Source organism: Proteobacteria bacterium CG1_02_64_396 (assembly GCA_001872725.1).
GTDB lineage: Bacteria > Pseudomonadota > MNWR01 > CG1-02-64-396 > CG1-02-64-396 > CG1-02-64-396.
On sequence record MNWR01000008.1, the window covers coordinates 1 to 22714 of the forward strand.

Genomic DNA, 22714 nt, shown 5'->3' on the forward strand with positions numbered 1-22714 from the left:
CTGTGTATGCACTACTTCTACTACGGCTGCCTTGAAGAGGCCCTTGAAGATCTCATGGCGGTCGACCGCTCCGAGCTGTGCGACTACAGCGGCATCCTCACCATGATGGACGCGGCGGTCACCCTGCTGGTCGCCTTCGATTGCCAAAACGATGTGCCCCAGGAGGCGTCGCGCCAAGCCCGCTTCATGCGCGAGATCCGCCCCAAGCTGCGCGGATTTGGCGAACTGCGCTTTGCCCTGCAACTGGCGGCCCGCTACGCCTGGCGCCCCTGGCGGTGGAAACAGGCGATGTTCCTGCTCAAGCGCAAGCGGGAGCTCTTCCCCGATCTGCAACCGGGCCACCACATGGAGGGGGGCAACATGCAGGACCGCACGGTCGTCTTTTCGCGTGCGGTCTGGAAACACTGGGGCGACCGGCAGATGGTGATCCCCGATCTGGCCACCAACGCCGAGAAATTCGTCGAGGCGGTCAAGCGGGGCAACGCGGTGTGTAAGAAATACTTCCCCTATTACACCCTCTACTGCGTCGGCATCCGGCTACGGGAGGACCACCGTCCCCACTACGAGCTGTCGAGCATTCCCCCTGACGCCCAGGGGTGGGCCTACGGCTGCGAGTTCGAGCCGATGTTCGAGGGGGTGCAGTACAGCCGCGACCAACTGCAATCGTTCAAAAACGAGATCTACGACATCGGGGTCGATATGAAGACCAGCTACTACCGCTTCGGGGGGATGATGAAGGGGTACATCCGTCGGGCGTTGGGGGATGAGGTGGTCGAGCGCCATTTGAAAATGAAGAAAAAGGCCGATCCGAGCATGATTCTCAACCGGGACACGATCTTCTAATGGCCGCCACTTATTCAAACTGCCACGGCTGTTCCCTGTGTCTGCTCTCGTGCCCGATGTGGCTGCAAAAGCGGGATGTCACCTTCAGCGCCCAGGGGATGGCTCGCGCTCTGCAAAACGGCGCCCAGCCCCAGGATTTGGCCGAGCCGCTGCTGTCGTGTCTGCTCTGCGGCATTTGCGATCTGATCTGCCCCGAGAAGATCGACCTGCGTGGCATGATCGAAAACGGCCTGCGGCGGCTCGATCCCGATCTGGTCGCCCGACGGGCCGCCGCCTGCCCCGCCGAAGATCGCTTCGACGCCAGCCGCGATCCGGTTTTGCTCCAATTGCTGGGGCCGGACGATTTTTATGTGATTGAGCCACGCTCCTTTCATGCCCACCACGTCGAGCGGGTCGCCCATTACGAGGCGCTGCGCCGTCGCACCGGGTGCGGCATGAACCTCGATCTGCATCGCATGGCCATTCCGACCGGTATCGAACACTTGGGGGAGGGGCAGGTGCAGAAGCTCGACGTGAAGCAGCAAATTCAGTGGCTACTCAAGGGGCGGACGTTCGCCCGTATCGTGGTCGAAAGCCGGTGCGATCAAGCCCTGTTGGCCGAAATCACCGGCAAGCCGGTCGTGCATATCAGTGAATTAATTGGAAGTGAGAACGCCCATGCGTAGCACCGACGTAGTGATCGTCGGGGCCGGTTTGGCCGGCGCCGCCACCGCCAAGCGGTTGGTCGATGCCGGTCTTGAGACGGTGATCCTCGAAAAGCAAAGCCTGCCCCGCCACAAGATTTGCAGCGGCATCCTCTCGCCGCGCGGCTACCGCTTTTTGATCGAGAACTTCGGCCCGCTCCCCCGCGAGGCGCTGCACGAGCCGACCTACACCCGGGGGGTGACCTTCCACTTCCCCAGCATGGTGTCGATGTCGATGGATTTCTTCGGCGGCACCACCCCCCACCTGCATCGCAAGTACGCCGACCATTGGGCGGTGCTGCAAAGCGGGGCCGAGATCATGGACGAGACCTCGTTTTTGGGGCTGGAGCAGCATCCCGACCATGTGGTGGTCACCGCCCGGCGCAAGGGGGGGGAGCGGTTTCAGATCAAGGCCAAGTACGTGGTTGGGGCCGACGGTCCAGTCTCCCCGGTCATCAAGGCGCTCTATCCCGACTACCACAACCGGATCCCCATGTTTTTCGTGGGGCAGAAATTTCACGAGATCATCGACTGCCCCCTGGACGAGGAATACTTCCATTTCTGGTTTCACCCCGAGCTGGGCCACTACACCTGGAGCCACGCCCGGGATGGGCGGCAGATCGTCGGGGTCGGCTTCAAGATCGGCGACAGCTTCCACGACCGCCACCGCTTTGTGGCCGACTACTTCGAGAAGAAACACGGGGTGAAGCTGGGGCCGGCCGACGAGGACCACGAGGGGACCGCCGAGAACTTCGGCCCCTCGCTCATCAACCGTTACGTCTTCGGCAAGGAACGGGTGTTGATTACCGGGCAGGCGACCGGGTTTTTGAACATGATCGGCGAGGGGATGAGCTGCGCCCTGCATTCGGGGGCGATTGCGGGGGAATCGATCGTCGATGCAATCCTGCGCGACCTGCCGGTACAAGATGTCTACCGCCGCGCCATCGCTTCAGAGGTCAGGCGAACCACCGACCAGTGGAACCCCCTCAAAATTGCCTTCGACAAACCCCACGAGGCCGACTTCCCCAAGGCGCTGATGGCGCTGTCGCCGGGCGATCGCATCAAGGTGCTGCGCGACATCTGGAAATTCCTGGTCCTCTACAAAGAGTTCAAATGGGGGCGGAAAATTGCGGCGCTCAGCATGCAGCGTTTGCTGCGCGGTGATTATTCGCAGAAAAACTGGTTGTAGGTTTCGGGCTTGGTGGGGGTGTTTTCTCGTATTTAAGGGAGCCTCCCAGCCCATCCCTGGACTGCTCGGAAGCGCCATTAAATCAGCGCTTCCCTAAAGGTTTTTAGAGATGCCCTCTATTTTGCCGTGTGGAAGAGACGTAAGTGGTTCGTTGCCGAATGGGCGATGGCGATCCGGTGGTACGGCAGGGAAAGACGGACGCAACGAAAAGCCCGGTTGAGAAGTCATTCCGGTCGCTCCGAAACAGGCTTGGAAGCCAAGTCCTCCTTGCCTCGGAACCCCCTCAAAGAGTTCAAAAAAACCTTGACCTACCCTTGACGTTGCCTATGATTCGCGCCCCTCGCGGAGGTGGCCTCGCTGCCTCCCGTCGGGAGTGTGGGCCCAGGTAGCTCAGTCGGTAGAGCAGGGGACTGAAAATCCCCGTGTCGGTGGTTCGATTCCGCCCCTGGGCACCACTCTTTGTCCCCATCGTCTAGAGGCCTAGGACACTGCCCTTTCACGGCGGCAACACCGGTTCGAATCCGGTTGGGGACGCCACGACTCCACAGCGACGGCTCCATCGTGTCACCGCGATGGAGCCGTTTTTGTTTGGTTGTATGCCCATTCGCGCCTTGGGGGTGAACGGTGTTCGATCAGCTAACCGAGCGTTTTGACGGGATTTTCAAACGGATTCGCGGCCGTGGTGCGCTCAACGATGAGAACATCGCCGACGCCCTGCGCCAGGTACGCATGGCGCTGCTTGAGGCCGACGTTGCCCTGAGTGTGGTGCGCGACCTGCTCGACAAGGTGCGCGAGCGGGCGTTGGGGCAAGAGGTTGTTGGCTCCCTGAATCCCGGCCAGGTCTTCGTCAAGATCGTCCACGAAGAGCTGACGGCGGTGATGGGGCAAGCGGTCCCCCTCGAACTCAAGGCGCAGCCCCCCGCCGTGGTGATGCTGGTCGGTTTGCAGGGTTCGGGTAAAACCACCACCGCTGCCAAGCTGGCCAAGTTGCTCGGGGCCGATAAAAAGAAGGTGGCGATGGTCTCGGCCGATATCTATCGGCCCGGCGCCATCGAACAGTTGGCCAGCGTCGGCGCCCAGGTTGGGGCCGAGGTGATCCCCTCCTCCAGCGATCAAAAGCCGGTCGACATCGCCCGACGCGGACTCGATGCGGCGCGCAAGATGGGGGCTGACGTTCTGCTCCTGGACGCTGCCGGACGATTGCACGTCGACGAAGCGATGATGGAGGAGATCGTTCAGGTCGCCCAGGCGGCTCAGCCGGTCGAAACCCTGCTGGTGGTCGATGCCATGACCGGCCAGGACGTGGTTAAGGTGGCGCAGGCGTTCCAAGCCCGGCTCAACCTGACCGGCGTAGTGCTGACCAAAACCGACGGCGATGCCCGCGGGGGCGCGGCGCTGTCGCTGCGCCATGTGACCGGGCTGCCGATTAAGTATTTGGGCACCGGCGAAAAGCTCGACGGCATCGCCCCCTTCCATCCCGAGCGGATGGCGGGACGCATCCTCGGCATGGGCGACGTAGTCTCCTTGGTCGAAAAGGTGCAGGGTCAGGTCGACGCCAAGAAGGCCGAGCAGCTCGCCAAGAAGCTCAAGAAGAAGGGGCTGGACCTCAACGATCTGCGCGATCAGCTGGCTTCGCTGCGCAAAATGGGCTCCCTGCGTGACATGGTGGGGATGATCCCCGGCGCCGGAAAGTTGATGGGGCAGATCGCCGACGAGGATGCCGAAAAGCAGATGAAGCGGATGGAGGCGATCCTCTCGTCGATGACGATGAAGGAGCGCGAGCGGCCCGAGATCATCAATCCCAGTCGCAAACGGCGCATCGCCGCCGGGTCGGGCACCGCCCTTCCCGAGGTGAATCGGCTGCTCAAACAGTTCGATCAGATGCAAAAAATGATGAAAAAAGCCGGCAAGATGGGTAAGCGCGGCGGGATGGGAATGCCTGGAATGCCCCGGATGCCCGGGGGGGGTTTTCCTTTCCGTTGAGGTCGTGCACAATCCGCGACCTTTTTTTCCCCCGACCGGGGAAACCCTCGAAAAGTCTTTCGAGATGCTTTGGGGAATCTCGTGGGGTCCATTGGGGCCTTGCGTTTCGAACTCTTTGGGAAGCAAGAGGTTTTTGCAGCATGGTCAAAATCCGTATGGCCCGCGGTGGCTCCAAGAAGCGTCCTTTCTACCGGATCGTCGTCGCCGACGTGCGTTCGCCTCGCGACGGTCGCTTCATCGAGCAGCTGGGGTTCTACAACCCCGTTGCCACCCCCAAGGCCGTGAAAATCGACTTGGTCAAGTACGACGCCTGGATTGCCAAGGGTGCGCAAGCCACCGAGACCGTCGCCCGTGTGGCCGGTCAGCTGCGGTCGGGCGGCGAATCTGCCTGATCCCGGGTCTTTGGCAGTGTGCGACATGCAGGCCGAGGTGACCGACTGGTTGCAGATCGGCAAGGTCGTCGGTGTCTTCGGGGTCAAGGGGGCGGTCAAGGTGTTTTCCCTGACCGATCCCCCCGAAAACGCCCTGGCCTATCGCCCCTGGCGCTTGGTCAACGGTCTGCAGACCCGCGAAATCCCAAAGCCGAAGGGCGGCTGGCGCGGCAAACATCTGGTGGTCGAGATCGACGGGGTGACCACTCCGGAGCAGGCCCATGGCCTGATCGGCTGGCAGATCGAGGTCCCGCGGACCGCCCTTGAGCTGGACGAAGACGAGTTCCTTCTTTCCGATCTGCCAGGGTGGCGGGTGGTGGATGAAACCGGATACGACTACGGGGTGGTGACCGCCTGGTTTGAAACCCCGGCCCATTGGCAGATCGTGGTGCTGGGTCAGGCGGGGGAGCAGGTGATCCCCTGGCTCGACGAGGTGGTCCTTCACGCCGATCCCGACCAGCGCCAGCTGGTGGTGGCCTGGCACCCCCCCGTCGAGGGGGCATGATGCAGCCCGAAAAGCGGGGGCTCAGGATTGAGGTTTTGACCCTGTTCCCCGAGTTTTTTGCCTCTCCCCTGACGGTGTCGATACCCAAACGGGCCATCGACAAAGGGGTGATGGAGGTGGTGACCACCGACATCCGAAACTGGGGGGTGGGGCGGCATCGGGCGGTGGACGATACCCCCTACGGCGGCGGCCCCGGCATGGTAATGCGGCCCGAGCCGGTCGCCGATGCGGTCCGCCAAGCACGGGCCGGTTATCCCGACGCCCCGGTGATTTATCTGTCGCCCCAGGGGCGGCGGTTCGATCAGGCCCAGGCACAGCGGCTTTCCGAGTTGCCCGGGTTTGTGCTGCTCTGCGGTCGTTACGAAGGGGTCGACGAGCGGGTGATCGCCCAAGAGATCGACGAGGAGCTCTCCGTTGGCGATTTCGTGCTTTCGGGGGGCGAGCCTGCTGCGCTGGTGGTGATCGACGCGGTAGCGCGGCTTCTGCCCGGCGCGTTGGGAAGCCAGGAATCGGCCGAACAAGATTCATTCAGTGACGGGCTGCTCGATTGCCCCCACTTTACCCGTCCCCCGGAATGGGAGGGGTTAGCGGTCCCCGATGTTTTGCTTTCGGGCGACCACGGCGCCATCGCCCGCTGGAGGCGGGAGCAGGCGCTGGAGCGTACCCGCAGTCGGCGGCCCGATTTGCTGACTGAGACTACGGCGAAGTGCTGAACGCCAGCGCTTCCATCAACAAGCCAACATCCGATTGATAGCGTGGGCCACAACGGTCCACCGGTTAAGGAGAAGGTCCGATGAAGAACGCGATCATCGCCAAAATCGAGGCAGAACAAGCCGAGCGCAAGCAGATCCCCGAGATCCGCATTGGTGACACCGTTAAGGTGCATGTGAAGGTGACCGAGGGCAACCGCCAGCGGATCCAGGTTTACGAAGGCCTGGTCATCGCCCAGAAACGCGGCGGTCTGAACGCCGCCGTCACCGTGCGCAAGATCTCCTTCGGCGAAGGGGTGGAGCGGGTGTTTCCCCTCCACAGCCCCCTGGTCGAGAAGATCGAGGTGGTGCGCCACGGCGTCGTGCGCCGCGCCAAGCTCTACTACCTGCGCGCCCTGCGCGGTAAGGCTGCCCGTATCCGCGAGCGTCGCTGAGCATTGCTGCCGTGATCGAGGCGTCGTGGGGGGCTTGGCCCGACCAGGAGCGTCTCGAAGGGGAGCTAACCCTTGGGTGGCCGGTGGCCGGAATCGACGAAGCTGGACGCGGCCCCTGGGCCGGTCCGGTGACCGCTGCGGCGGTGATTCTCGATCCGCCCCGGCCGCTCTCAGGGCTCGACGATTCCAAGAAGTTGACGGCCCGGCGTCGCCAAGTCTTGGAGGTCGAAATCCGCGCCAAGGCACACGCCTGGGGGGTGGGTTGGGCTGGTGCCGACGAGATCGATGCCCTGGGGATTCTCCAGGCGACCTTCTTGGCGATGGACCGAGCGGTTGCGCAGCTGTCGAGCCCTCCCCATGCGGTTTTGGTGGATGGTCCCCTGATACCTCGGTTTTCGAGGGGATTTGCCGGGGGGATCCACCCCATGGTCAAGGGTGATGCGCGCTCTTTGAGTATTGCAGCGGCTTCGATTTTGGCCAAGGAGGCCCGTGATCGCTGGATGGCTGAAATCGAGGTGATCTACCCCGGCTACGGTTTTGCCGTACACAAGGGGTATGGCACGGCGGCGCACCAAAAGGCGTTAAAAGAATTGGGGCCTTGCCCCATTCATCGCCGTTCGTTTCGGCCCGTGGCCGTAGCGGCGGGTCTATAGCAATTTCTGCAAGACCTTGCTCCAGGCGTTCGACCTGGGGCTGAGCTCCACTGTTGGAGCATCATCCGTAAGGGGGACCATCGTCTCATGTCGTTTTATGAATTGACCTATCTGATCAAACCCGAGGTCGACGCCGAAGGGCGTGATGCCATCAAGGGGATCGTTGCCGATGTTGTCGCGGCCAACGGTGGCGCCATCGCCAAGGAAGAGAACTGGGGGCTGCGCGAGATGGCCTACCCCATCGCCAAGATCAACCGCGCCTTCTACATCCACTTGGTCTTCGAGACTTCGGGTCAGGCGATTGCCGAGATTGAGCGTCGTCTGCGTTTGAACGAGCAGGTGCTGCGTTTCATGCACGTGCAGATCGACGCCATCCCCGAAGAGGCCAGCCCTCTGGCCCGTCCCGCCGATGTTCGTCCCGCCCCCAAGGCTTCCGACGAGGAAGTGGTTGAGGACGATGGGGACGAAGATTCCGACGAGGACGGGGAAGACTGACCTACAGCCCCTCTATGCCGACCGCCAACCGGTTGGTCCTTGAAGGTGTAGTACAAGCCCCGGTGCAGGAACGGGTCACCCCTTCGGGCCGCCAAGTCGTGGTCTTCACCCTGGAGTACACGGCACAGGCCGAACTTTGGGGGCAGGAGCGGCAGGAGGAGCTTCAAGTCGAAATCACCCTTCCCGAACCGTTTGATCGGCGTCAGCCCCCCCGGCCCGGCAGCAAGGTCCGAATCGAGGGGCGCTTGATCCAAAATGTTTGGACGCGGGATGGGGAGCGACGCTTCGGTCGCATCATGGTGATGGCCGAAACGTTGATTCCCCTGCCCCCTTCCGAGGAGAGAAAGTCATGAGCGAATCCACCGAAAAGAAAACCGAAGGCGCACCCAAGGGTGGCCCCCGTCGTCGTCCCGTGTTCCGTCGCCGCAAGGTCTGCCGGTTCTGCGTCGACAAGTCGATCCCCGACTACCGCGATGTCGAGATGGTCAAAAGCTTCATCACCGACCGCGGCAAGATCGTTCCTTCGCGGATCACCGGGACCTGCCAGAAGCATCAGCGCCGTCTGACCATCGCCATCAAGCGTGCTCGGATCTTGGCCCTGATTCCCTTCACGGCGCTGCACCGCCGCTGATTCGTCCAGACTCCGTGGACGATGCCAAACCGGGAATCCCCCCCGTTCTGAACGGGGCAATTCCCAAATGGGTCGACCGGATTGCCCGGTTCCCCCTTGCGGGGGTGCTGGCCGGTTTGCTGATTGCCCTAACGGCGGTGATGCCGGCGCTGTTGCCGGTGGCTGCGGCGTTGTTGTACCTGGCTGGACGGCGCGATGGTTTGCGTGGCGGGGCCTTGGCGGTGGCAATTGCCGCTGTTGTGGCCGCGCTGCTCAGCCCCATCGGCTGGGTTTTAGCCCTGTTGTTGGGACTGCCCAGTCTGTGGATCGCACTGCAACATTGGCAGGGCCACACGGTCATGTCGGGGCTGCCTTGGCTGGCCGGTGGATTAACGGTGATGTTGGCTTTGTGGGGATTTGCGGTGGGTGATCCCGCCGCGTTTATTCACGAGGCACTGGCCCCCACCTTCGCCGCTGCGGAGGCAGCCTTTCGCAAGGCGATCAGCGAGCCTGCAGCGCTGGCCCAGGCGCTGCGAACGCTGGCTGAATGGCGGGATTTGTTCGACACCCCGATTTTGCCCGGTATTTTGGCGATCTCCTGGGCGTCGATCATTGGGGTGGGGGTGTTGTTGGCCCTGATGGTGATGCGGGCGCTCGATTTTGCCCGTTTTGCTCAATACCGGATGTCGCCCAATCTGGTGTGGTGGATCGTCGTACTGGGATTTGCCGCTTGGCTGGGTAGCGGGCCAATGGGATTTGCCGGAATCAACGGCCTGATGCTTTGGTCGCTGCTCTACTTCTTGGCGGGTCTGGCCCTGGTGCAGTGGTTTTTTGAACGTCGTCAAACGCCGGTTGGAATGCGGGCACTGTTTTATATTGCAGCCGCGATTTTCTTCCCGCTGGCGCTCTTCATCGCCCTTCTGGGGCTGTTCGATACTTGGTTCCATTTGCGTGAGCGCGCGTCTTCCAGCGCTCAATAGCACGCCTTGAAGGAGAGACAGCCGTGCAAGTCATTCTGCTCGAAAACATCGATAAACTGGGTACCGTGGGCGAAGAAATCCGTGTTCGCGACGGGTTCGGCCGCAACTTCCTGGTTCCCCAGGGCAAGGCGCTGGTCGCCAACAATGCCAACCGCAAGGCCTTCGAGGCCCAGCGTCGCCGCTTTGAGGAGCGCGCCGCCGCCGCCCTGGCCCAGGCCAAGGCGACCGCCGAGCAGCTGGCCACCCTTGAGCTCAAGGCCCAACATGCCGCCGGTAACGAAGGCAAACTCTTCGGTTCGGTCACCAGCCACGAGTTGGCCGAGATGATCGAGGCGGCCGGCGTGGTCGTGGATCGTCGCTTGATTCACTTGGCCAACCCCATCCGCAACGTTGGCGAGCACACCTTCACCATCCGTCTCCACCCTCAGGTGGTGATCGATCTGACGGTCGTGGTCGAAGCGCTTTAATGGAAAATCGCTCCCCCGGCCCACTGGGTCGGGGGAGTGATTTTCAGGCGTGGCGCGACGCCATGCCGATGGGTTGGATGATCCCCGTGGTTATCCCCTTCCGAGGCGGCGCCTCTTCTGATCCGCTCCCCAAGCGGTTCCCGGAATAACGCAGCTGGGAGGTTCCCATGTCCTCCGACGCCCTGCGCGTCCCCCCCCATAATGTCGAAGCGGAGCGGGCGGTCCTCGCCGCGGTCCTGCTCGACAACAGCGCCCTGGATCGTATCGGCGGGCGGCTGAACCCTGGCGATTTTTACGTTCCCGCCCACCGCGAGCTCTTCAAGGCCTACCTTGAGCTGACCGACCGCTCACAACCCATCGATGCGGTGACGGTGAGCGAAGCGCTGGAGGAACGCCATCTGCTCGAACAGATCGGCGGCCACGGCTACCTGCTCGACCTCATCAACGAATTCCCCACCTCTGCCAACGTTCGCGCCTACGCCGACATCGTGCGCGACCGCTCGATCCTGCGCGACATCATCCGCTCCGGCACCAAGGTCATCGAAACCGCCTACCAAACGGAAGGGGGGGAGGCGATGTCGGCCCTCGATGTGGCCGAGGGGACGATGTTCGAGGTTGCCCAGCGGTATCGTGGCGACGGCACTACCGCCGGGTTGGAGGGGGTGCGTACCGTGTTGGGGCGCGCCTTCGACCATCTAGAGACCGTGGCCAAAACCCAGGGGGGCATCACCGGAATCTCGACCGGCTTTACCGACCTCGACACCGAAACCGCCGGGTTGCAACGGGGCGATCTCATCATCGTGGCCGGACGTCCCTCGATGGGTAAAACCTCGTTCGCGATGAACATCGCCGAGCACATTGCGGTGCAGCAGAAGGGGACCGTCGCGGTCTTTTCGCTGGAGATGCCCAAGGAGCATCTGGTGCTGCGTATGCTCGCCTCGATGGCACGGGTCAACGCCGGCAAGATGCGCAGCGGCCAGCTCGAAAGCATCGATTTCGAACACCTGACCGACGCCGCCGGCAACCTGGTCGACAGCCGCCTGTTCATCAACGATTCGATGGATGTGACTTTGATGGACCTGCGCAGCCAGTTGCGGCGGATGCGCCGCGAAGGGCCGGTCGATCTGGTGGTGATCGATTATCTGCAGCTGATGCGCGGCCGCGCCGACCTGGACAACCGCGCCCAAGAGATCAGTGAAATCTCCCGCGGTTTGAAGGGGCTGGCCAAAGAGATGGACTGCCCGGTGATCGCCCTGTCCCAGCTCAATCGCTCACTCGAACAGCGCACCAACAAGCGGCCCATGCTTTCGGATCTGCGTGAATCGGGGGCCATCGAGCAGGACGCCGACGTGATCTTTTTCGTTTACCGCGAAGAGGTTTACCTGCGCAACGACGAAAGCGCCAAAGGCAAGGAGCGTTACAACGAGGTCAAGGGCAAGGCCGAGATCATCATCGGCAAGCAGCGTAACGGTCCGGTTGGTGCGGTGGCCATGGCATTCCAAGGGGAATACACCCGTTTTGCCAACCTGATCCAAGAGGATTTCTACCGTTGAGCGAGCAGCCGCCACGTCGCACCTGGATCGAACGGAATGCCGGGGCGCTGCGCCACAACGCCGCTTTGCTCAGCGAGCGGGCGGGGGGGGTGAGCCTGCTGGCGGTCATCAAAACCAACGCCTATGGCCACGGCATGACCTGGGCCGCCGAAACCCTGAAGGGGCAGGTACCCGGTTTTGCGGTAGCGACGGTGGAGGAGGGGATCGAGGTGCGGGCGGTGGCGCCCGATCACGAGATCGTTGTCCTCGGCGGAGCGATTCCGGGGCAGGAGGGGGTTGCTGCGGCGCACAACCTTCGGCTGACGACCTTCGATGGCCTAGGGCTGGATCGGGCGGTCGCTGCTGGGGTGAAAACGGCGATCAAGGTCGATTTGGGCATGCATCGCCTTGGTTTTGCGCTGGACGATCTGCCCGAGCAGCTCCCCGAGGGGGCCTGGTTGATGGGGCATCTGCCTCGCGCCGACGATGGCGATCCGGAACAATCCCAGCCGTTGATCGCCACCATGAAGAGGCTGACCCACCGCTATCCCCACCACCCCGCCAGCCTGGCTGGTAGCGCCGCATTGATTCGCTTTGCCCAAGCGCGACAGGAATGGGTCCGTCCGGGACTATCGCTCTACGGCGTCGAGCATTTCGCGGGGGAGGGGGCCATCGGAGTCAAACCGGTGTTGTCGTGGTACGCCAGAGTATTGCAGGTGCGCGACGTTGCCCCACTGGAATACGTTGGCTACGGACGCCACCACCGTCTGCTCACCGCCAGCCGGATCGCCGTGGTTGGCGCCGGATACGGCGATGGTCTCTCCCGCCGTCTTGGCGGGCGGGGCGAAGTGGTCATTGCAGGCAAGCGTTATCCGGTGGTGGGGGTGGTTTGTATGGATTTACTCATGGTCGATGTGGGCCATGACCCGGTCAAACCAGGGGCGACCGCCACCTTGATCGGCGCGGGGATCCCCGTTGCCGACATGGCCCTGGCGCTCGGCACCATCCCCTACGAAGTCCTCACCGCCATCCGCAGCCGGGTTATCCGGCTGGATCGGTAGGGAAAGGCCATGCGCCGCGTTGTCGAGGGGGTGGGGGCAACGGTATTGCGTGTGTTGACCGCGACCGGCTCGATGGCTCGGCTGCTTGGGCAGGTGCTGCGTTTAAGTCTCAAGCCGCCGCTGCGTTGGCGGCTGTGGGTGACCCAGATGGAGCGGGTCGGGGTCGACTCCTTACCGGTGGTGATTCTTACCGCCACCTTCACCGGGATGGTGCTGGCACTGCAAAGCTACGACGGATTTGCCCGCTTTGGCGCCGAGGGGATGGTGGGGACGGTGGTTTCGCTCTCGATGACCCGCGAACTCGGCCCGGTGCTGGTGGGACTGATGGTGGCCGGGCGGGTCGGCGCCTCGATGGCGGCCGAGCTGGGGACGATGCGGGTGACTGAACAGATCGATGCCCTCTACACCTTGGCGACCCACCCGGTCCACTACCTGATTGTTCCCCGCTTTTGGGCCTGCGTCGTCATGTTGCCGGCCTTGGTCGTGCTGGCCGACGGCATCGGTATCGGCGGGGGCTTTTTGGTTTCTGTGCTCTGGCTCGATACCAATCCGGTCAACTACATGGAGCGGACCTGGCAATACCTGGAGCTTTTCGATCTCTATTCGGGGCTCATCAAAGCGGCCTTGTTCGGGGGGATCGTCGCCTGGGTCGGTTGCCACCAAGGGTTTTTCGCGGGCGGGGGGGCGGAGGGGGTAGGGTTGGCGACCACCCGGGCCGTGGTGACCGCTTCGATCTTGATCTTGCTCGCCAACACGATGGTGACGGCGCTGTTTTTCTGACGAGGCGGTGGAGGGCGGGCAAGGTGGATGCGCTGCGCTTATCCACATTCTGTCGCCGTTCTGTTCACTCGGGCCGCCGTGCGCACCCCAAATAATTGACGTCCAGATCGTGGGATAGACTGTAACGGTTGCCCAGGGGGCTATAACTCATGCCGCGCAGATCCTGGGGTGCGAAACCGGCCTCTTCAAGCGCCCCGATCAATTCCGACGGTTTGATGAAGCGCTCCCATTGATGGGTGCCGCGTGGCAGCCAATTCAAGATGTACTCGGCCCCTACAATCGCCATCAGGTACGACTTCATCGTGCGGTTGAGGGTGGCGAAGAAAAGGGTTCCCCCCGGTTTGAGCAACCCATGCATGGTGCGCAACAGGTCGGGCACGTCAGGGACGTGTTCGAGCACCTCTAGGCAGGTGATGGCGTCGAAGGGCTCGGGATCGGTTGCCGCCAGTTCTTGGGCGCTGCTCAGCCGGTAATCGACCACGACGCCAGAGACCGAGCCGTGCTGCCTCGCCACCGCTAGTGCCTTTTCGGAGCGGTCGATTCCGGTGACCTGGGCGCCGCGCCGAGTGAGCTCTTCGCTCAAGATTCCCCCGCCGCAACCGACATCGAGCAGCCGCGCCCCCTCCAGCACCACCGTGTCGGCAATGTATTGCGAGCGCAGTGGGTTGATCTGGTGCAGAGGAGCAAAGCGCCCTTTGGGGTCCCACCATTCGGCGGCGATGCGGTCGAATTTGGCGATCTCTTTCGGGTCGGCGTGCAGGGTTTGGCTCATAACGGGCTCCTGTCGAAAATGAAACCCCATCTTAGCGGTCCGGCTTGGATACTATAAACAACAAAAAAAATATGTTTGTTGAAAATAATTCAACAGATTAATATTAGATATTACGCTGCCCGTCTTTCACCGTGCCGTTAGGATCTCCCATGATGAGTCTGGACCAATTCGATCAAGACCCCCTATTCGGTCTGGTTGGCAACACCCCATTGCTCCCGTTGAGCCGCACCACCGGTCATCTGCCAGAGGGGGTGCGCATTTCAGCCAAGATCGAGCGCAACAATCCGGGCGGTTCGGTCAAGGATCGCGCCGCGCTGCGCATGATCCGCCAAGGGCTTGCCGAGGGGCGACTACGCGAGGGATTGACGATTCTCGACTCGACCTCGGGGAATACCGGCATTGCACTGGCCTGGATCGGGGCTCGATTGGGGATGCCGGTTCATTTGATCATGCCAGCCAATGTCAGCGAGGAGCGGAAACGGATTATCGGCGCCTTCGGGGCAACGGTAACCCTGACCGATCCGATGGAGGGCTCCGACGGGGCGATGCGGGTTGCCGACGAGATGTACCACCGGGACCCCAACCGTTTCTTTAAGCCCGACCAGTACCACAACCCCGAAAACCCGATGGCCCACACCGACACCACCGCGCAAGAGATTTGGCAGCAAAGTCAGGGGACGGTGACCCATTTTGTTGCTGCGTTGGGGACATCCGGGACCGCCATGGGGACAACCCGGGGTTTGAAGGGGATCGCCCCGGCCATTCAGTGCTTCGGCGCCATGCCCTCCGAGCCGTTTCACGGCATCGAGGGGCTCAAACATATGCCCAGCTCGATCAACCCCACCATCTATCATCCGTCGGAACTCGACGGTATCGTCGAGGTGGGAACCGAAGCGGCCTATCGCATGGCCCAGCGTCTGGCCCGCGAAGAGGGGATTCTGGTCGGTCAATCCTCCGGCTGCGCCCTGGCCGCTGCCCTTGAACTGGCTCGGCGGGTCGAACCGGGGCAAACGGCCCACATCGTCACCGTCTTTCCCGATGGGGGCGAAAAGTACCTGACCACTCGGATGTGGGAATCATTAGGGGGCGGCGATGGCATCTGAGTCTCGGCTGATTGTCTCGGCCCAAGCACAAAAGGTGATGCAGGAGCAGGCCGAACAAACCTACCCTCACGAATGCTGCGGCTTGTTGGTGGGGCGTTCCTCAAAGGGGGTGATCGAGGCGTTCCAAGCCTGCCCGGTCGATAACCTCAACAACGAACGGGCGCACGACCGTTTCGACCTCGATCCGCAAGGGTTTCAGCGGGTCGACCGTCAGGCGCGTGCCGAAAAACTTGAAATTGTCGGCGTCTACCACAGCCATCCCGACCATCCCGCCCGTCCTTCCGAGACCGACCGGCAGAGCGCCTGGGAGGGGTATGCCTACTGGATCGGCAGGGTGACGCAGCAGGGGCTGCAGGAGGGGCGCGCTTACCTACTGTGGGAAGATGGGGCTGGCTTTGACGAGATTGCGGTCGAGGTCTCAGCCGACTGACCCCCCAGGTTGCCAGCCCCCACCCCCTCCTTCATGCTTCGGCCAGGCTCGTTTGTTCGAATTTTGCACGGGAGAAAACCCATGATTGGTGTTGTGTTGGCGGGGGGGTCGGGTAGCCGACTTTGGCCGTTGAGTCGTGAAAGCACCCCAAAACAGATCCTCTCCTTGCAAGGGGAGGAGTCGCTGCTGCAAGACACATTGACCCGATTGAAGCCGTTGACAAGGCAACGGGTGGTGGTGACTTCGGTTGAGTTGCAGACCGCGGTTCGGCGGCAATTACCGGGGAATGTTGAGGTGTGGTCCGAGCCTTTCCCCCGCGACACCGCAGCCGCTATCGGTTTAACCGCTTTGCGCTTGCGACGTGCAGATCCCAATGCGGTGATGTTGATTTTCCCCGCCGATCACCACATTCAAGATCAGGATCGTCTTAACGCGGCGGTCCAGCAGGCCGAAGCGGCGGCCACATCGGGCGATTTGGTTGTTTTCGGCATCACCCCGACCTCGCCTCATACGGGGTACGGCTACATCGAGGTCGAGGCCCCCCCCGAGCAAGCCCCCCCCGCCACCCTGTCGGTGCGTCGTTTTGTCGAAAAACCCGACCGCCCTACTGCCGAGCAATACCTCAAAAGCGGGCGCTTCTATTGGAATGCCGGGATGTTTGTCTGGCGTGCCGACGCCATTCTGCAGGCTATTGAGGCTTACATGCCGGATCTGGCGCGGGGGTTGCAAACCATCGCCGCCGTGCTGGGGAGTCCTGATGAAGACAAGGTCACCCGCGAGGTCTTCGTTGATCTGCCCAAGGTCTCCATCGACTTCGGCATTCTCGAAAAGGCCAACAACGTCCGGGTGGTGACCACCGATTTTCGCTGGACCGATCTGGGTAATTTCGACGCCCTATATGAGATCAGCGACAAAGACGATGCCGGCAACGTCATCTCCGGCGATGTGGTGGCCTTGGGGGCGAGCGGCTCCCTGATTCAGTCGAACAGCCGTTTGGTGGCCGCCATCGGCGTCGAGAACATGGTGGTGATTGAAACCCCCGACGCGGTGTTGGTGGCCAGCCGGGATCGTAGCCAAGATGTGAAGGCGGTGGTCGAGGCCCTAAAAAAACAGGGGCGTGACGAGGTTTTTCATCCCCGTCAGGAGGATCGTCCCTGGGGCTGGTTCGGAGTACTCGACGAGGGGCCGACCTATAAAATCAAGCGGATCAAGGTTTTTCCCGGCGCGACCCTAAGCCTGCAATTGCATCACCATCGCTCCGAGCATTGGGTGGTGGTGCGGGGCGCGGCCGAGGTCGAGGTCGACGGCAAGGTTCAGGTTTTAACCGCCAACCAGTCGGTTTATGTACCCTCAAACACCAAACATCGCCTGGCCAATCCCGGCGTGGTGCCCCTGGAGCTGATCGAGGTGCAGTGCGGCGAATACCTGGGTGAGGACGACATCGTCCGTTTTGAAGACCGTTATGGCGCGGTGGGCACAGTCCCCGACGTAATCGATGCAACGATGTGAACAACCCATTCTGTGAATGCCGGAGTTTTTCATGAGCCAAACGATTCACCACCATGTCCTGATTATCGGTTCCGGTCCCGCCGGGTACACCGCCGCCATTTATGCCGCCCGGGCCAACCTCAAGCCGGGGATCGTGGCGGGGATGCAGCCGGGTGGACAGTTGACCATCACCACCGATGTCGAGAACTTCCCCGGTTTCCCCGATGGGATTCAGGGACCCGAATTGATGTTGATGATGCAGCAGCAGGCCGAACGTTTTGGCACCATCATCCATACCGACATCATCGTCGAGGTCGACTTCTCCAGTCGCCCCTTTAAGGCTATCGGCGATAGCGGCGTCGTTTATACCGGCGACGCGGTGATTGTTTGCACCGGCGCCTCGGCTCGGTGGTTGGGTTTGCACGACGAAAAACGTTTGATGGGGTATGGGGTGTCGGGCTGCGCCACCTGCGACGGTTTCTTCTATCGCGGCGAAGAGATCGCGGTGATCGGTGGCGGCGACACGGCGATGGAGGAGGCCAACTACCTGACCAACTTCGCCAGCAAGGTGACTTTGATCCACCGTAGCGAGAACTTCCGCGCCTCCCGTGTGATGTTGGAGCGGACCCGGGCCAATCCGAAGATCGAAATCCTGACCAACAAGGTTATTCAGCACATCCTTGGCGAACCCAACCAGGGGGGGGTCCAGGGGTTGGAGCTGAAAGACACCGTCACTGGCGCCATCGAGACCTTGACCGTCAAGGGGGTCTTCATCGCCATTGGCCACACCCCCAACACCAAGATCTTCAAGGATGTGATCCACCTGGACGATCATGGCTACATCTTGCGCAAACCCGACTCGACCGCGACCAACATCGAGGGGGTTTTTGCGGCGGGGGACGTGGCCGATGCGATCTACCGCCAGGGTGTGACCGCTGCTGGAATGGGGTGTATGGCCGCCATCGAGGTGGAGCGCTGGTTGGCGACTCAACGCGGTTAGCGGGGAAACGCTGGAAAAAGGCAGCCTGCCTTTTACAGCGACGCTTCGCAAAAAGGGTGGTTTTTGTTTCGCAGCCAAAACCCATTGCGAACAGCCCTGGTTTTGGCGAGCTGTCTCTGGGTCGCAAACAGGCGCCAAATCAATCGGCGTTTGCCTTGCCCCATCGTTTTTTCGTTGTCCTTCAGCGCTTTGGATGATTAGATGCCACCCGTGCATGGACGCACGGGGCGTCCATCAAACCCAAAGGAATCAGGAGGGCATCATGAAACGATTTGTGATCGCAGCGGTGCTGGCGTTGGGATGGGCGCAGGGAGCAGGGGCGGTGGGCGAGCAGGAGCTTGCCGGAATGATCGCCAAGCAGACCGGAGCCGAGCAGGCCCAGGTGGTGGCGATACTCGGCGCTCTCAAGGGGCAGATCGTCCAGAGCCTCAAGGCGGGTCAGGAGGTTCGCCTGAACGAGTTCGGCCGGTTCTACCTAAAGCACGTCCCAGCCCATGAGGCAAGAAACCCCAAAACGGGGGCGACGGTTCAGGTTCCCGACCGTGACTACTTGCGGTTTAAAGCCTTCGATTCGGGTCAGGAGGCGGTTAACGCCGATTGATCGACATAACTTCGAACAACAAAAGGGGCGCCGTGGCGCCCCTTTTTTGTGACCTGAGTACCAGCGTGCCACCCCCATCCGACCCCCTGCACGTCGTCTACACCACCCCCCAGAAACGAATCCCCTTTGTCTGCCCGAGAATTAGCCCCCTTAGCTGAAGGCATGCTTCAACACGGGATCGCGCAAGTCCTTGTTTTTACAAAAGGTTCTTGACCTTCGGGGGGCATAGGCCTTAGTCTGCCTCAAACGGTGGGGAATTGTGGGTGATTGTGGGGAATCGTGTTCATCGCGTGGGGGCGGGGCGCATGTTTCGAGGGGTGGCACAAATTGGCATCGACGAGAAGGGGCGGATGGCTATTCCTGCCCGCTTCCGGGATGTGCTTGCCTCCTTCGGAGACGACACTCTGGTGGTCACCGTCAACCCCTCCCGCTGTCTGATGGCCTTTCCCCTTTCGCAGTGGACCGCAATCGAGAACCGAGTGGCCGACTTGGGCATGAGCTCCAAGGCGGTTGAGGCGTTTGAGCGGTTCTACGTGGCCAATGCGGTCGACGTCACCCCCGACAAACAGGGCCGCATCCTCATTCCCCCCCCGTTACGAAAATTTGCCAGTCTCGACGGCGAGGCGATCGTCAGTGGTCGGCTCAAGAAATTCGAGATTTGGACCCCCGCCCAGTGGGAAGCCCAGCAGGAGCAAAACATGGCGGTCTTGGCCGAAGCCGGTCCCGAGCTGGCGGCGTTGGGGCTGTGACGATGGGGGAGGGTTACCACATCCCCGTTTTGGCCGGGGATGTGGCCGAGATGCTCGACCCCCGTTCGGGGCAGTGCTGGTTCGACGGCACCCTGGGTGGGGGCGGCCACGCTGAATTGATTCTGGGGCGGATTACCGCAGGCGGCGCCCCAGGGCGACTCTGGGCCAGTGATCGCGATCCCGAAGCGGTCGCCTTTGCCGCAGCGCGGCTGGCCCGGTTCGGTTCGGCGCTCACGATTTGGAACATCCCCTTCAGCCAGGCGGCAACCCAACTGGAGGCGTCTGTTCCCGAGGGACTTGACGGGGTGCTGCTTGATTTGGGGATCTCCAGCCATCAGATCGACGACCCGACTCGGGGCATGACCCTGCGCGAGGATGCACCGCTCGATCTGCGCATGGATCCCCGCCAGGGGCGGCCCATGGCGGCCTGCTGGGAGGAATTCGATCAGGGCCGTCTGGCGACCATCCTCAAAGAATACGGCGACCTGCCCCAGGCCGGTCGGGTGGCGCGGGCGCTGTTGCAGGCCACGCCGCAAACGACACGGGCGCTGCGCGAGACGGTCGACCGGGTCTTGCCCCCCAAGGGGGAGCGCCGTCTGGGTCATGCCAACCGGGTGGTGCAGGCGCTGCGCATCGAGATCAACGACGAGTTCGGCGAATTGGCACGAGGGGTTCCCGTCCTATTCGAGCGGCTCAAGGTGGGGGGAAGGATGGGAATCATCACCTTCCATTCGGGAGAGGATCGTTGGGTAAAACGGTTCTTCCGCGACCTGCTGGGGCGCTGCACCTGCCCACCGCAAATGCCGGTGTGTGGCTGCGGGGCTCACCCTCAAGCGGTTTTGCTGGGTGAGCGTACCGCCTCACAGCAGGAGCTTGCCCTCAACCCCCGCGCCCGTTCGGCTCGGCTGCGCGGTGTGCAAAGGGTGGCGCCCCAACCGTGATCGGCACCATGACCTGGCGGCGCTGGCTCGGGGTGTTGCTGGCCCTGGGGGTGCTGGTTTTTGCGGCGCTACTCGACATCTGGACCCGCACCGAGACGGTGGGGCTATTGCAATACAAGGCCCAGGTGACCCGAGCGATGAAGGATGAGCGCCATCTGCGCGACGAACTTGAGGTACAACGGGCCACCGCCCGCGACCTGGGTTCGATCAGCCGCCGAGCTCGGGAGTTAGGGTTAACGGTGCCGCAGTGGAATCAGGTTAAACCCCACGGCCCAGTGGTCGAGTCGCCCGGTTCTGCCGAAGGGCAGCAACCGTGAGTTTGGCCCCCTGGGAGGGTTCGGTTCGGTTGGTGCGCCGTCGGCAGGCGGTGGTCGGCGGATTTTTGGTCGTGTTTGCCCTGTTGGTGCTGCGGGCCATCGAAATCCAGGTGGTGCGTGGCCCCGAGCTGGCCCAGAAGGTGGCGCGACAAACGGTGCGCGACATCGAGGTGCCAGGGGAGCGGGGCCGGATCTTCGACCGCAACGGTCGTTTGCTGGCGATGAGTATCTCGGTCCCCTCGCTTTATGCCTTTCCCGATGCGGTGATCGACCCGGCGGGGACGGCGGCGACGGTGGGCAAAATCCTCGGGATCGCTCCGCGCAAACTGGCCAAGCGGTTGGCCCAGGGGGGCAATTTCGTTTGGCTGGCCCGGCAGATCAACCCCAAGCAGCAGGCCGCCATCGAACGGTTGAATCTGCCGGGGCTGAAATTCATCGAGGAGCCCAAGCGGTTTTATCCCATGGGGGTCGGCTTCGGGCAAATCCTCGGTTTTGTGGGGATCGACGGCAAAGGGCTGGAGGGGATTGAGTACCAGTTCGACGCGCTGTTGCAGGGCCGTCCGGGCAAGTACCGGATCCGCCGCGACAACAAGGGGCGTCCCCTGGATGAGATCGAGGTGATCGAGCCCTCCCTGCCGGGGCAGGATTTGGTGCTCAACCTCGATGCCCGGGTGCAGCAGATTGCCTTGGACGCCCTGGTACGGGGGGTGCGGCGCTGGAAGGCCAAGGGGGGGACGGCGGTGGCGGTCGAGGTGGAGACCGGCAAGGTGGTGGCGATGGTCAGCCTGCCGCTGTTCAACCCCAACAATTTTGCCGACTCCAGGCCGAGCGATTGGCGCAACCGGGCGGTGATGGATGCGGTGGAGCCCGGTTCGACCTTCAAAATCGTGACCCTGGCAGCCGCCATCGAACGGGGGGGGGTGACCCCGAAGGATCTGTGGTTCGCAGAGCAGGGGCGTTACCGGGTCGCCGACCGTTTCATCCACGACGTGCACGGCGAGGGATGGCTAACCACCACCCAGGTGCTGGTCAGCTCCAGCAACATCGGGGCGGTAAAGATCCAACAAAAGATGGGGGTCGAGCCCTTTCTGCAGACGGTGCTCGATTTCGGCTTCGGCAGCAAAACCGGGATCGACCTGCCCGCCGAATCGTCGGGGTCGGTGTTCACCGCGCCGACACCGGTACAGGCGGCGACCATGGCCTTCGGACAGGGGATTTCGGTGACGGCGTTGCAAATGGCGATGACGGCGGCGGCGATTGGGGACGGGGGGCTGCTCAACACCCCTCGGGTGGTGGCGGGCGGCGGCACCCCCCGCCCCCGCCGGGTCCTTGAGGAGGGGACCGCCCAAACCTTGAAGTCGATGATGGAGCAGGTGGTGATGGAGGGGACCGGCAAGAACGCGATCCTCCCCGGCTACCGGGTGGCGGGTAAAACCGGTACCGCCCAGAAGGTGGATGCAACCGGGGGGTACAGCTACGAGCACTGGCTGTCGGCCTTCGTCGGCTTGATTCCGGTGAAAAAGCCGCAATACGCCATCGTGGTCCACATCGACGAACCGACCGGGCGGGCCTTCGGTGGCACCGTGGCAGCCCCGGTGTTTAGAGAGATCGCCGCACGCACCATCCAGGTGCTTGGCATCCCCCCCGACGATCCGGCGGCTCAGGAGCCTTTGCTCCCCTTGAGCGAACCGGAGGTGGCCCAGGTCGACCTGAGCGGGGGGATGCCCGATTTAACCGGCCTGGATCTGCGCTCGGTGTTGGAGCTGCTCGACGGCAGCGGCATCGAGATCGATCCCAAGGGGGTGGGGTTGGTGGTGGCCCAAAGTCCCAAGGCGGGGCAGCCGTTCCCCGCGCCGGGGGGGAGCATCGCGCTGACCCTGGCTTCGGCCTCGATCACGACCTCGGGCGGGGAGCCCCAACAAAGGAAACAACCATGATCGCTTGGCGCGATTTGGCC

The 22714-nt window shown here is 62.5% G+C and carries 27 protein-coding genes and 2 tRNA genes; 28 read left to right on the top strand and 1 reads right to left on the bottom strand.

Going from position 1 to position 22714, the window contains the following annotated elements; translation table 11 throughout:
• Positions 1–6: 6 nt before the first annotated feature.
• The 19 genes from AUJ55_00640 (at position 7) to AUJ55_00730 (ending at position 13356) form a co-directional block, all read left to right on the top strand.
• Positions 7–843 carry a hypothetical protein gene (locus tag AUJ55_00640; protein OIO61224.1) on the top strand — a complete coding sequence of 279 codons (837 nt, stop codon included), beginning with the start codon at positions 7–9 and terminating at the stop codon, positions 841–843.
• Between the two features lie 56 nt (positions 844–899).
• Positions 900–1508 carry a hypothetical protein gene (locus tag AUJ55_00645; GenBank protein ID OIO61225.1) on the top strand — a complete coding sequence of 203 codons (609 nt, stop codon included), beginning with the start codon at positions 900–902 and terminating at the stop codon, positions 1506–1508.
• Complete coding sequence (locus tag AUJ55_00650) at positions 1501–2715, top strand: hypothetical protein (protein ID OIO61226.1); 1215 nt, start codon at positions 1501–1503, stop codon at positions 2713–2715. Before AUJ55_00645 ends, AUJ55_00650 begins: the two co-directional genes overlap by 8 nt.
• Positions 2716–3094: 379 nt before the next feature.
• A tRNA-Phe gene (locus AUJ55_00655) sits at positions 3095–3170 on the top strand.
• Positions 3171–3176: 6 nt separating this feature from the next.
• Positions 3177–3252: transfer RNA gene (locus AUJ55_00660), tRNA-Glu, on the top strand.
• A gap of 87 nt (positions 3253–3339) precedes the next feature.
• Positions 3340–4698 (top strand): signal recognition particle protein, encoded by a 1359-nt coding sequence (locus AUJ55_00665; protein ID OIO61227.1) that lies wholly within the window; start codon positions 3340–3342, stop codon positions 4696–4698.
• Positions 4699–4838: 140 nt separating this feature from the next.
• Complete coding sequence (locus AUJ55_00670; protein OIO61228.1) at positions 4839–5090, top strand: 30S ribosomal protein S16; 252 nt, start codon at positions 4839–4841, stop codon at positions 5088–5090.
• 25 nt (positions 5091–5115) lie between these two features.
• The gene (locus AUJ55_00675; protein OIO61229.1) at positions 5116–5634 is read left to right on the top strand and encodes a 16S rRNA processing protein RimM; all 519 of its coding nucleotides are present in this window, start codon (positions 5116–5118) and stop codon (positions 5632–5634) included.
• Entirely contained in the window at positions 5634–6347 is a 714-nt protein-coding gene (locus tag AUJ55_00680) for a tRNA (guanosine(37)-N1)-methyltransferase TrmD (protein OIO61263.1), read from the top strand. The genes AUJ55_00675 and AUJ55_00680 overlap by 1 nt, the downstream gene beginning before the upstream one ends.
• Positions 6348–6427: 80 nt before the next feature.
• Positions 6428–6778, top strand: coding sequence for a 50S ribosomal protein L19 (locus AUJ55_00685; GenBank protein ID OIO61230.1), 351 nt, complete (start codon positions 6428–6430; stop codon positions 6776–6778).
• 83 nt (positions 6779–6861) lie between these two features.
• Positions 6862–7431, top strand: coding sequence for a ribonuclease HII (locus tag AUJ55_00690; protein OIO61264.1), 570 nt, complete (start codon positions 6862–6864; stop codon positions 7429–7431).
• A gap of 87 nt (positions 7432–7518) precedes the next feature.
• Complete coding sequence (locus AUJ55_00695; GenBank protein ID OIO61231.1) at positions 7519–7926, top strand: 30S ribosomal protein S6; 408 nt, start codon at positions 7519–7521, stop codon at positions 7924–7926.
• A 14-nt stretch (positions 7927–7940) separates the two neighbouring features.
• Positions 7941–8279, top strand: coding sequence for a hypothetical protein (locus tag AUJ55_00700; GenBank protein ID OIO61232.1), 339 nt, complete (start codon positions 7941–7943; stop codon positions 8277–8279).
• Positions 8276–8557 carry a 30S ribosomal protein S18 gene (locus AUJ55_00705; GenBank protein OIO61233.1) on the top strand — a complete coding sequence of 94 codons (282 nt, stop codon included), beginning with the start codon at positions 8276–8278 and terminating at the stop codon, positions 8555–8557. Before AUJ55_00700 ends, AUJ55_00705 begins: the two co-directional genes overlap by 4 nt.
• A 14-nt stretch (positions 8558–8571) precedes the next feature.
• Complete coding sequence (locus AUJ55_00710; GenBank protein OIO61234.1) at positions 8572–9516, top strand: hypothetical protein; 945 nt, start codon at positions 8572–8574, stop codon at positions 9514–9516.
• Positions 9517–9539: 23 nt separating this feature from the next.
• Positions 9540–9983, top strand: coding sequence for a 50S ribosomal protein L9 (locus AUJ55_00715; protein OIO61235.1), 444 nt, complete (start codon positions 9540–9542; stop codon positions 9981–9983).
• Between the two features lie 167 nt (positions 9984–10150).
• Entirely contained in the window at positions 10151–11536 is a 1386-nt protein-coding gene (locus AUJ55_00720; protein ID OIO61236.1) for a replicative DNA helicase, read from the top strand.
• Positions 11533–12576, top strand: coding sequence for an alanine racemase (locus tag AUJ55_00725; GenBank protein OIO61237.1), 1044 nt, complete (start codon positions 11533–11535; stop codon positions 12574–12576). The genes AUJ55_00720 and AUJ55_00725 overlap by 4 nt, the downstream gene beginning before the upstream one ends.
• Before the next feature lie 9 nt (positions 12577–12585).
• Positions 12586–13356 carry an ABC transporter permease gene (locus tag AUJ55_00730; GenBank protein OIO61238.1) on the top strand — a complete coding sequence of 257 codons (771 nt, stop codon included), beginning with the start codon at positions 12586–12588 and terminating at the stop codon, positions 13354–13356.
• A 64-nt stretch (positions 13357–13420) separates the two neighbouring features.
• Here AUJ55_00730 and AUJ55_00735 read toward each other — a convergent pair whose 3' ends face one another.
• Complete coding sequence (locus AUJ55_00735; protein ID OIO61239.1) at positions 13421–14128, bottom strand: bifunctional 3-demethylubiquinol 3-O-methyltransferase/2-polyprenyl-6-hydroxyphenol methylase; 708 nt, start codon at positions 14126–14128, stop codon at positions 13421–13423.
• Between the two features lie 152 nt (positions 14129–14280).
• Here AUJ55_00735 and AUJ55_00740 point away from each other — a divergent pair, with 152 nt between their 5' ends.
• From AUJ55_00740 to AUJ55_00780, 9 genes are all read left to right on the top strand, one after another.
• On the top strand, positions 14281–15231 hold the full coding sequence (locus tag AUJ55_00740) for a cysteine synthase (GenBank protein OIO61265.1): 951 nt from the start codon (positions 14281–14283) through the stop codon (positions 15229–15231).
• The gene (locus AUJ55_00745; GenBank protein ID OIO61240.1) at positions 15221–15661 is read left to right on the top strand and encodes a hypothetical protein; all 441 of its coding nucleotides are present in this window, start codon (positions 15221–15223) and stop codon (positions 15659–15661) included. The genes AUJ55_00740 and AUJ55_00745 overlap by 11 nt, the downstream gene beginning before the upstream one ends.
• 81 nt (positions 15662–15742) lie before the next feature.
• Positions 15743–17170 carry a mannose-1-phosphate guanylyltransferase/mannose-6-phosphate isomerase gene (locus AUJ55_00750; GenBank protein ID OIO61241.1) on the top strand — a complete coding sequence of 476 codons (1428 nt, stop codon included), beginning with the start codon at positions 15743–15745 and terminating at the stop codon, positions 17168–17170.
• Positions 17171–17201: 31 nt separating this feature from the next.
• The gene (locus AUJ55_00755) at positions 17202–18149 is read left to right on the top strand and encodes a thioredoxin-disulfide reductase (GenBank protein OIO61242.1); all 948 of its coding nucleotides are present in this window, start codon (positions 17202–17204) and stop codon (positions 18147–18149) included.
• Between the two features lie 262 nt (positions 18150–18411).
• Positions 18412–18750, top strand: a complete 339-nt coding sequence (locus AUJ55_00760) for a DNA-binding protein (GenBank protein OIO61243.1) — start codon at positions 18412–18414, stop codon at positions 18748–18750.
• A 305-nt stretch (positions 18751–19055) separates the two neighbouring features.
• Positions 19056–19499 (top strand): division/cell wall cluster transcriptional repressor MraZ, encoded by a 444-nt coding sequence (locus AUJ55_00765; GenBank protein ID OIO61244.1) that lies wholly within the window; start codon positions 19056–19058, stop codon positions 19497–19499.
• A 2-nt stretch (positions 19500–19501) separates the two neighbouring features.
• Positions 19502–20440, top strand: a complete 939-nt coding sequence (locus tag AUJ55_00770; GenBank protein OIO61245.1) for a 16S rRNA (cytosine(1402)-N(4))-methyltransferase — start codon at positions 19502–19504, stop codon at positions 20438–20440.
• Complete coding sequence (locus AUJ55_00775; protein ID OIO61246.1) at positions 20437–20757, top strand: hypothetical protein; 321 nt, start codon at positions 20437–20439, stop codon at positions 20755–20757. The genes AUJ55_00770 and AUJ55_00775 overlap by 4 nt, the downstream gene beginning before the upstream one ends.
• Positions 20754–22694 (top strand): hypothetical protein, encoded by a 1941-nt coding sequence (locus tag AUJ55_00780; protein ID OIO61247.1) that lies wholly within the window; start codon positions 20754–20756, stop codon positions 22692–22694. Before AUJ55_00775 ends, AUJ55_00780 begins: the two co-directional genes overlap by 4 nt.
• The last annotated feature ends 20 nt before the right edge of the window (positions 22695–22714 follow it).